Source organism: Bacillus sp. AR13-1, assembly GCF_008042285.1.
GTDB lineage: Bacteria > Bacillota > Bacilli > Bacillales > Bacillaceae_G > Bacillus_A > Bacillus_A mycoides.
Window position 1 is genome coordinate 1 of the sequence record NZ_QNUA01000064.1, and the last position, 10,257, is coordinate 10,257.

At 29.2% G+C, this 10,257-nt stretch carries 5 protein-coding genes; 4 read left to right on the forward strand and 1 reads right to left on the reverse strand.

Features of this window, described 5'->3' with window-relative positions; all coding sequences use genetic code 11:
• Window positions 1–59: 59 nt before the first annotated feature.
• The 3 genes from DN408_RS32305 (at window position 60) to DN408_RS30985 (ending at window position 8,423) form a co-directional block, all read left to right on the forward strand.
• Window positions 60–1,778, forward strand: coding sequence for a DNA integrity scanning protein DisA nucleotide-binding domain protein (locus DN408_RS32305; RefSeq protein WP_235712298.1), 1,719 nt, complete (start codon window positions 60–62; stop codon window positions 1,776–1,778).
• Between the two features lie 306 nt (window positions 1,779–2,084).
• Window positions 2,085–4,037, forward strand: coding sequence for a hypothetical protein (locus DN408_RS30980; protein WP_255449167.1), 1,953 nt, complete (start codon window positions 2,085–2,087; stop codon window positions 4,035–4,037).
• A gap of 378 nt (window positions 4,038–4,415) precedes the next feature.
• Complete coding sequence (locus tag DN408_RS30985; protein ID WP_147740523.1) at window positions 4,416–8,423, forward strand: AAA family ATPase; 4,008 nt, start codon at window positions 4,416–4,418, stop codon at window positions 8,421–8,423.
• Window positions 8,424–8,580: 157 nt separating this feature from the next.
• Here DN408_RS30985 and DN408_RS30990 read toward each other — a convergent pair whose 3' ends face one another.
• The gene (locus tag DN408_RS30990) at window positions 8,581–8,817 is read right to left on the reverse strand and encodes a helix-turn-helix domain-containing protein (RefSeq protein WP_147740520.1); all 237 of its coding nucleotides are present in this window, start codon (window positions 8,815–8,817) and stop codon (window positions 8,581–8,583) included.
• 219 nt (window positions 8,818–9,036) lie between these two features.
• On the opposite strand from DN408_RS30990, the gene DN408_RS30995 reads away from it, so the two are divergent.
• Complete coding sequence (locus DN408_RS30995) at window positions 9,037–10,128, forward strand: hypothetical protein (protein ID WP_147740521.1); 1,092 nt, start codon at window positions 9,037–9,039, stop codon at window positions 10,126–10,128.
• The last annotated feature ends 129 nt before the right edge of the window (window positions 10,129–10,257 follow it).

The following is a 10,257-nucleotide window of genomic DNA, read 5'->3' on the forward strand; positions in this document are numbered from 1 at the left end:
GTTATAAGGTGATTATTTGTGATTATTAGTATAAATACATAATTAGAAAGGATGATTGGATGTATATATGGGGATATCAACCGCACTTTCAAGTTTCTCTAAATACCACCGCTAAAGAAATATTCAATAATATAAAATCAGATTTAAATCCCAAAGTATGGGTAGTAGGGGTATGGGATGAAAATAATAAAATGGAAAATCCAAATTCAGTAATTACAGCTGATACTCCATTTGAATCCGAATTATTTTCTAAGGTAAATGATATAGCTAAAGATATTTATTGTAATGATCCTGATAGACAAAAGTCCATTAGTAATGAATTTGCTGAGAAAAAATACCATCATAGACTTAAGCTAAAGGCAAAAGTTAATGCAATGAATAAGGTACTTGATGAGGCATATGAGGAACAAAAATTATCATTTCATATATCTATGCCTACATATATTTACGGTTATTGGGTTTTTGTAATACTACAATTAAACAAAGAATCGGTTGAATCAATTCCGACCCTAAACGATACTAAAGCATTAGAGAGATTTCCAATTATGAGGTCTTTAATTGAAGCAACAATTTTTGAGTTTTTAAGATCGTGTTCAAACGCTCTACAAATACCCGGTGTAGGCGAAGAACTGTATGTATTGGGACGAAATGGTAGCGAGTTTATTAGGAGTGGTGGAGAAACCTTTTTGAGAACATTGGCCATTAAATTTCATGGGGATGTTAACCTATTTGAGATGTTCAATCTTATTTCCTCTCAATACTATGAAGGTGGAGAGAGCAATGGGAAACTTATTATTTCCAATGATGATCATCCTTCTATTAATCAAACTTTGAAGTTTAGTTCTCCTATTGATTTATCCAATCACAAAGCAATAAGAAAACTTCTTGAAATGACTAATGGGGATATAAGCTTATTAGCTAATGGGAATGAAGTTTATGGTATGGGAAATATATTAGACTATGATTCTGTAGATGAAAATTTATTTATTATCAATTTTAAAAGACATTTTATGTGGGAATTAAGTTGCAGAGATAGTGTCTTAATGGTTGTAGAATATCGGGAACCCAGATTACCAAAAGAACGAATGGAAAAGGGGTTATTCTCTGACCATCTAGTAAGGACTTTTTCAAGAATAAATGAAAATGATATTGATTTAATATGGGATGCAATTTTAGCGGCCACGGAGCAAAAGCATGGAACAATGGTTGTAATTACGAATAAAGCGGCCGAAGAAGCGGATCGGCTCAATGGACAATGCATAAATATTGAGCCGATAAATTTGACTGCCGAAGTCATGAGATTAGTTACTGCAATTGATGGAGCTGTACTATTAGATCCTAATGGGAAATGTCATGCTTTAGGGGTAATATTGGATGGACGAGCTACAGACAAAGGTGATTCAGCTCGTGGAGCTAGGTATAATTCTGCGTTAAGATATATAGATAGCCAGGATAATGAGTGTTTGATAGTTGTAGTGTCAGAAGACGGAGATATAAATTTAATACCTCACTTAAAACCAAAAATACCCCGTCAATGGATTGATATGTTAATTGCAGAATTACAACAGGTTAATGAGTCTGAACGTTTAGATATAAAATCATTTAATCAAATTATGCACAATTTAAAAAGTCTAGCATTTTACTTGCTTGAAGAAGACTGTAATAAAATTAATGAATTACGTGCTACCATAGAAAGCAAAATGGATCAAATGATTATTAGAATTGTGTATCCAGATTTAACTCCGAATTCTGAAATGAATAGCTCTTATTATAAATAAATATTTAAATCTACAAAAGTAATGTAGATGGATTTAAATGAGAGATTTAAATTCTATGAAATTTGGTGTAAAATTCCATAGAAAAATGCTTGAAATGTGGTAGGGGAAGTGTAATTTGAACAAAGCATTTGATGTAAATCTTAAACTCGATAATGGAAAATAAAAAAGTATTTTAAAAGAGATGGTTTATAATTGGAGTTTAATACCATAATCCGTTCTTTATCAGTATAATAAAAAAGAAATATTTCAATACTCTCTTTCAATTTTGGAGTGAGCATTGGAATATTTTTTAAAGGAGCTGTGTTTGTGAAAGGAGTAAAATTTTATGGCGCAACAGATTTAGCTGCTGGTCATTATTTATCGCAAGCAGAAGACATAATATTGAACTTTAAAGAAGAGGGAGCACGTACAATTAATGATATTTTGGAATTGTATAATTGTACACTTTACATTGAGAATAAAGTCTTTTTTATTCAATGGACAGATGACCATATAGAAAAGTTAACAGGGCTTAGTAAGGGGTTAAAAGGTTATATTGCGCGTTATTTTTCTAGTATCGATGGAGTAAACATTGAGTCATTAGTTGAAATGTTACATTGGCAATATAAAGAGGATTTTTTAAAAAATTTTGTACAATGTCATATAAAAACTCGAATAGATGAAAATACTTTTGCTAACCTACTAGCGAAAAATTTATTTTCAATCACTCAAGTATGTCAACATCCTCAACTTGTTGAGGATTACGGAACGGTGGTTAAGAACTTTTTATTAAGAAGCCCATCTAATGTAGAGTTACTATTTGATAAATATGTTGTCGATTCTAAAACAAATACAAAGCATTTGTATTTACCTAAATCGCTAACGAAAGATGAATTGAATGTGTTAATGAGTAATTATATTAATTCTTCAGAAGCTAACCCTAGTTATTTACAACTTATCCTAAATCATCATAATACAAAAGAGTTTTCTGTGACGGATGAACATAGATGGAAGGCCAAAAAAAGAAAAGAAATTATTGAAGAGGAACTGTTTAAAAATAGTACAGGAGTATCTTTTACATATAAGTTTATGCTGCAAAAAGATGCACCTAGGTTAGTAGAACATAAATTAGGGTGTGCAGGGTTTGAAATTGTATATGATCAAACTTATTTAGAACAGGAATTAGATTTTGAAACTATATTAAATAACCTCATTTGGATATTTGAGTTTATTGATGGTAACGGAAGAATTAATTTTGTAAGTAATATATCTATTAGAACATCATTTCTAGATAATATTCAATTAAAAGCAAAGAGAGACTACCCTGTTAATGAAACTTTCAAAGATAGTGAAACATTAACGGATGCTTCAATGGCATTATATTATCCATTGTTAAGAAAACAAAATGTTAGGTTAGAAGAAATACTCGAATGGTTTTTTAAAACATATCTTAAAGAAGATTTTGCCGTGTTAGACTACGTTTTTACAGCACCTTCTGAAGGGTCATCTTTTAAGGAAAAATGTAGAGATATTTTACCAGAAATAGAATATGTATTACAGCAATTTAGAAGTTATGTTAAATATGAGGTGATTAATCACGAAATGTTATCATTATCATCTAGTGGGATAACATTTAGCCAAGTGCCTAGCTTAATAAATAATAAATATATATATGCAAAGGATATATTAAATCCAGTTTTACAGCGTTTATTTTCAGATCAAACGCTTCTTGGATATCTAGGAAATCCACAGAAAGATAGTGAAACATTTTTTGATTTGTTAGAAAAACATAAAGTAAATATAGATGAATTTAAAGACTACCAAAAAACAGAACTGCAATATCTTGTAGATAATGACTATATCTCTATTATTGATGGTTTTTTGAGATGGAAAAACCCCTTAAGAATAAAAATTCTTTATGAACTTTATCACTATAATGTAATTAGCATGTATAGATTGCCTGAATCACTACAAGCGGAGGTAAAAATAATGCATCGAGAAAATAAAATTGAATTCGAATCAACTTTATTTTCGAAGTCAGAACAAGATATGTTTGATTACTATTTGAACAACAGTAAGTTTCAAAATGGTCCTCAATTACGAAATAAATATGCGCACGGTAGATTAGGAAATGCGGTCAATAGTAATGAAGAAACAAATTATAAAAATTATTTGCTGATTTTGAAATTGTTGGTTGCGATTGTAATAAAGATTAATGAAGATTTTTGTCTTTATGAAATTGTTAATAAAAGAAAAGAATTAAATAAATTAGGTATCTAGACAATAGATGAGTATTAAAATGTTAGAAATACACTAATAAATCTCATATCGTATACCTAGCGTTTCTATGGACAAAAAACTTTGGAGAATTGATATTGATATATAAGAGAGCGAAGACTCCTTAACAAGAGGAGCTTTTTTTATGCATATCGATAGAGTTTTTATGGGGATTTATGTACAGCGTACAGAATCAGTATTCACAAATGTTAGAAAAACATAATACTACTTTTAAAAAATAACGATTGTCTATTAGAGAATAGTAGTTGTTTAAAAATATCTGGATACCCTAACCGTTAGGAAAAGGAAAAATATCATTAAAAAGGTGTGAAAAAATTGCTTAAGTTTACATTTATTCTAAAACCTATAATAAGTAAAATTATGGGGTCTCTAACTACTTCTTTCATCGAAAAATGGAAGATTAAATCCAAATTAAAAAAGATAAAATCATTTCAAAAACAATTTGAAGACACATTTGTTGATTCAAATACATTTCAAAAGTTTTTGAATGAAGAAAAGAATGGGCTTTGGATATTTAATTATGTATTTGGAGCTACATACAACACTATTACCAAAGATGCTTTTGTAGAGCAATTATCTCAAATAGCAATGAATGAAATAAATAATTATAGAAAATCTGTGAAGCTAGAAGAGATAGAAAGTCATCCGATTGTAACACAATATCTTAAAGAATTGATTACATATCTTGAAGGATATAGGGACAAAAGTTTTAAAACAAATGAAATGAGTATTTTGGCAAATGTTCAAAATAGCATTCTTGAAAGTAATAACAGTCTAAAAGAATACTTTGAAAAAAATTTATATGAAATTCAAGAAAGGGCTCACTTAGAAAAATATACGGATGGGTATTTAGAGAAAATACTTGATCGAAATATATTAGATTTAGGTAAAAGGTATAATTCAGAAGCGAATGTAGAAACGGATCTAAATGTTGTATTTGATTCATTAGTATGTGACAAGCTAATTTTTGAAAAGTTTACTGTGTTAATTAATAAGTATCAAGACAGTATTATTAATTTAAATATGGTTTTAGATACGTATAAGGAAGATATAAAATTTAAGAATCTTTCTTTTATTGAAGAGATTTTAAACTATTTAAAGAATATTAATTTTAATGATAAAGGGTTTTATTTAGAAAATAATTTGAAAAGCTTTAAAGAAGAAATCAATAGCTTTATGGAAGAAATTGAGGGATTAAGATATAAAATTAATGAAGAAACTAAAAAAAATATTAGAAATGAAGTCATTAATTTAATCAATCAAATAATCAATCATGAAAGAGTAATGAATGATTATATGTATTTGATAAAACCTCAATTAATTAACGAGCCGTATCTATTGATATATGGAGAGGCAGGAATTGGGAAATCACATTTATTGGCAGACAATGCTAAAAAATTACAAGAAGTTGGGCATAGTGTTTTCTTATTTTTAGGTCAACATTTAAATACACATGACCATCCTTTTAAACAATTATTTGATTTAATTGATTACAAAGGTTCTAAAGAGTCTTTTTTTAAAGAATTTAATGATAGAGCACAGAAGAAAAATAAAAGAACTGTAATTATAATAGATGCTTTAAATGAAGGGGAAGGTAAACATTTTTGGAAAAGCTATTTAATGAATTTTTTAAATTTTATTAAAGAATTTGAAAATATTGCCGTTGTGTTATCAGTTAGGAGTAATTATCTGAGAAGCATATTACCTGAAAATATTGAAGAAGATTTTCCGTTGTATAAATTAGAGCATAAGGGATTTAATAATCTAAGTTTGGAAGATTTGGACCCATTTTTTAATTATTATAAGATAAATCCGGTAATATTCCCATCTTTAGAAAACGAGTGTTATAATCCCCTCTTCTTACAAATTTATTGTGAAGCAATTCAAGAAGAGTATGTTGGATTCAGAGGTTGGAGTATAGTTCAAGTATTAGAAAAATATATTAATAAGGTTAATGATAGACTATCACTTGATAAAAGATTTTCATATATAAATTCATTAAATTTAGTAGATAAAATTTTGAAAGAAATTGCCTCGGAATTTATTGAGAGTGAGAGGTATGGCATTGAAATAGAGCGGCTTTATGAAGTAATAGAGAATATAGCAAAGCCATATACAATTGGATATCGAGAAATACTTTTAGGTTTAGCAGAAGAAAATATTTTATCCATTAATGAAAGGAGTCATGGTGAAAGCCTAGTTTATTTTACTTATGAAAGATTTGCAGATATATATGTATCCCTAGTTTTATTAGAAAGATATCAACAAGACAAAAGCTTATTTGAAAATATATTGTCATCTGATAACTCATTTTATTATGGAGTTTATGAGAGCTTATCAATAATTATTCCAGAAAAATTAAAAGTAGAATGGCTAGATTTAATTGACTTTGAGCGTATAACTTTTAATATAGCAGAAGCGTTCGTTCGGGGGATTGCATGGAGAAACGTACAAAATATAAATGACAAAACTTTAGAATGGGTAAATCTATGTTTAAGACAAAAAGATATAGATTTACAAAGCTTAGTATACGAAAGGTTGTTAAAACAGTCTTATATTATAGAATCACCGTTAAACGCAGAATTTTTACATGATACTCTGTACAAGATGTCTATGTCTACAAGAGATGGAAGTTGGACAATATCTATAAATAGTAATTCAGAAGTACCTACGCGTCTTGTAGAAATTCTTTTAAAACAAAATTTAAGTTTTAAACATTTCGAGTATGGAAATTTTGAATTGTTATCTACAACTTTTATTTGGTTGTTTACATGTACTGACAAAAAACTGCGAGATATTTCTACTACTGCATTAATAAAACTATATATAAAAGAACCTTTAATTATTTTAAAGAATCTTAATAGATTTATTGATGTAAATGATCCATATGTTCTGGAAAGGTTATTGATCAGCTTATATGGAGCGATTTTAAGAATAAATAAAGTACCGCAATTAGTTGAAATAGTTGACGTTATTTATACTAATATCTTTATACAGGATGAAGTTTATTCGAATGTATTAATTAGAGATTATGCAAGAAGCATTATTTTATTTGCTGTAAATAAAGGAGTTATTAACCTTGAAGAATACGAAAAAATAAATCCTCCATATTCGAGTAGCTGGTATAAAAAAACATATTCATTACAAGATTTAAATACCAAGTTAAAAGAAATGCAACATATATCAGGAAAAGGGTATTGTGGATTTGATTCAATAATTAAATCTATGACGACGGAATATGGAAGAGGTATTGGGGCTTATGGAGATTTTGGAAGATATGTTTTTGGACGTGAAGTGTATAACTGGAAGGATCAATTTGACGATCAGGATTTAAGTAATATCGCCATAATGAGAATTATTGAATATGGATATGATGAAAAGGTACATGGTCAATATGATAGAAATCTCAGATATTATAATAGGCACGAAAATCTAGTAGAACGTATCGGTAAAAAATACCAGTGGATTGCGTTATATGAAATACTAGCGAAATTAAAAGATAACTATCCTGTTAATAAGGAAATAAATGAACCATGGGGGTCGTCTTTAAGGAATATTGATCCCAGTTTTTTAGATCATCCACCAGAAAAAAGTACGCGTAATTTAATAAAATCTTATTTACCGTATAGACCAAATAAAAATTGGGCCCAAAATAAAGAGGAGTTTAAATGTCTCGGTAATTTCATATTTATTGAGTATAGAGGACATAAATATATATCTTTAGCACAATTAATTAATCAAGAAAGGGACAATGGAAAAAACTTCATTGATAGGGATGAGTTTTTTATAAAGACAAAGGCAGTTTTCTTGCCGCTTAAAGATAAAGAAAATTACATCGCTTTAAAATCTATGAATAAAGGGGATATAAGTGTTTCTTGGAAAAATACGGATGATATATTTGCATTTGAACACTACTGGCACCCAGCCTTTTCAGATATGTATTATGAAAAGGAATTTGAAAATATAAAGTGTGAAGATTCAGTTTGGGAATATTCCTGGGAGGCAAATATAAATTCTGTTTCTGGAGAAAAAACTTCATGCAGTTACCTTTTACCAAATGCTGATTTAGTGAAGTTTTTTGAACTAGTTCAAGTTTCTGAGGGAGTATGGAAAGACAAGGCTGAAAATATGGTTGTCTTTGATGCGCAGTATTTAGGGTATGAAAGAAACTTGTTATTTAGAGCAGATTATTTAAAAGGGTATTTGGAAGGAAATAAACTAGCGATTGTGTGGGATTTCTATATGGAAAAGATATCTGAACGTAGTCGGAAAGAAGAATGGTTCGTGGGCTGGATAAATGATAAAACTGAAATAAGATATAAAGTTTTAGACGAATATAAAGATGAAAAAATGAAAGATTTGTTTTAATTAATTTAACTATTTTTCATAGTTCTTACTATGTTTATTTAGGTAGAATAGGAGTTATTTTAATAATTCGTCCTTCTGAAATTAAACTATTTTATTATTCTTTAAATGGTATAAGGAAACAAAAGAAAACACTTGAAGTATTTTCTTTTGTTTCTTTTTATATTTTTGGATTTGATAATTTTTCTTCTAGTTCTTCAATTAACTGTGACGGATTAACTTTTAAGGCTCTAGCTAATGCAAATAAAGTGTTTATTGTTGGTTTTCTTTTTCCTCTTTCTAAAAGACTGATATAAGTTCTGTCTAGTCCAGAGTTAAACGCTAATTCTTCTTGACTCATTTTTGAATTAAGACGATATTCTTGCAAGACATTATCAAAAGTTTGTTCAATACTCAAGAAACCACTCTCCCAATGTTTAATGCAGACTCTGGTAATGACTTCTACAATTAATATTGGGCAATTGATGTAAATGAAAAAGTGACATCAAATACATGAAGAGGTATATAGAATAGTTTCGAGGGACTATAGTTTGTTAGATTGTAGTCTGTATAATAAATATAGACTTTAATAATAAAGTAGCACAGGCATTAAAGAAAATTATTAAGGAGTGAAAGTATGAGAACACATATCGAAATAATGGGTAATATTGTGAATCAAGTATATTCAAATGCTTTACGTATTTCTAGTACTCATCATACAGAACATGACGTTAAAAGCCTTTTGAAAGAGATTGGATCAACAATAGAAGTGTTTCTTAAAGAAGCAGTATACAAAAGTAGAAGAAATAGGGGGAATTTCTTTGAGTTAATTGATGGATTAGAGGAGTTAAGTGTTTCTTCTAAGTCTATACATACACTTCACCAACTTCGAACATCCTATAATAAAGCAAAGCATAATCCAGGAACTCACATAACAATCATGGAGGCTATAAGGATATTAACCGATGTAAGGCTGGTCTTATCTGAAATTAAGGATTTAGATATAGGTGTAGTTAATGAGTGTAAACATGAAGAATATGAAAGGGTTGTTTGGATTGCTGGGTGGGATCATTTTACAACTAGTGATACTGAAATTTCTATTATAGTACCCTACGAACAGGATGGTACTATGGCGTACATCCCCACTTTAGACTATTTCAATATTCACTGGGAGGGATGGGATAAGATAACTGAGAGATTCTCTAGTACAAATAAACTCTTTATGGGGCAAACGTATTTCCCAGCTAGTACCTATGAATATATTTCAGGAATGGAAGATTTTATTGATGCCGGAGTATATACCGGAGACTACAGAGATTTATTGATAGAAATATCCAAGCATGTAGACCCGATAAAGGAAGGAGCTTTATTGCCTGATTTACAAAGAAAAAATAATGCTTCTGCTATGTTTTATGCTGTCATATATGCATCTTGTGATGCTATTTGTGAAGGGAAATGGTCTAGAAGTCTTGAGGAGATGGAGAAATCTGTGTATCGTATTTTAGAATATAGGTATGCAGCGCCATTAGATTCTCCTTATTTATTAAAAATAGTACCTGAAGTAGTAAAGGGGCTAAAAAATTTAAAAGCAAGTCATGCGAGTTTTATCAAAGGGCCAAAATTTCTACCTAAAGAAAAATATAATTTATTAGAAAAACAGGCTTATATAAATCTAAAAGAAATGAAAATTTTAGTTACGAATGAAGGCGAACTAATTGTTGGAATGTAAGCAATTAAGGCGAATTTAAGAAAATTTTAGATTTTGAATTCCAAGAAACTGGTATGTTGTAAAGAATTATATAAATAAAGAATAGAATGATTTTCTCCAGTCTAGAGCATTTTGTACGTATATATATAT